Source organism: Vibrio sp. 1288, from assembly GCF_033344475.1.
In genome coordinates this window covers 1-690 of record NZ_JAWPOX010000542.1, presented here as the reverse complement: position 1 = coordinate 690, position 690 = coordinate 1, and the positions used below count along the sequence as shown (strand labels likewise).

Genomic DNA, 690 nt, shown 5'->3' with positions numbered 1-690 from the left:
TTCTGGTTCTGAGGTTTTGTAGCCAAGCTCGTTCAAGATCCAGCGGATACCGTCTTGCAGCTCTTTTTCGTAGCGAGTAGAGCAAGAGTCGTGAATGGTGAATACGACGTCACTGTTTTTCGCTTTACCGCGTAGCGCTTCTGGCAGACCGATTTCTGGAAGCAGTTTCCACAATGAAACCGGTTTTTGTGTGCCACCAGACTTCTTGATCATGCCGTAGCAGCTTTGGCACGCCACGATGACTTCTTGTGCATCTAGCTTGTCGAAGTCGGCTTGAAGCTGGCCGTAGCGTTCTTTGAATTTCTCTGTTTGGCCGATAGCCGCGGTAGGTTTGCCACAGCATTTCTGTACTGCGCCCATTTCTGGGAATACTTCTTTTAGGTAGCTCGCAATGGCCGCTACGCCTTCTGGTGAATAGGATGGCAAACTGCATCCTGGCATAAATACTTTATTACTCATTTTGTCGATACCGCTCGTTTTGCCATAGTGAAGATTTTTGAGAAGCCCAGTTTCTGGTGCATATTGATCGCTTTATGACCCGGCATTGGTGATTCACCATTGTTTGCCTTAACAAAGTCAGCACGTGCGCCTAGGAACATTTCCTTCATCGGGAAGTCTTTCGGACACACGATGGTGCACTGGTCACAGGCGTTACATGAGTAAGCCAGCAATGGATCCATCGATTTGTTG

At 48.1% G+C, this 690-nt stretch carries 1 protein-coding gene and 1 pseudogene; both read right to left on the bottom strand.

Features of this window, described 5'->3' with window-relative positions; genetic code table 11:
* On the bottom strand, positions 1-459 hold a 459-nt coding region (locus R8O11_RS27920), incomplete at its 3' end, for a (Fe-S)-binding protein (protein ID WP_318194959.1).
* Positions 456-690, bottom strand: a pseudogene (locus tag R8O11_RS27915) (oxidoreductase); the annotation flags it as partial. The gene R8O11_RS27920 and the pseudogene R8O11_RS27915, both read right to left, overlap by 4 nt.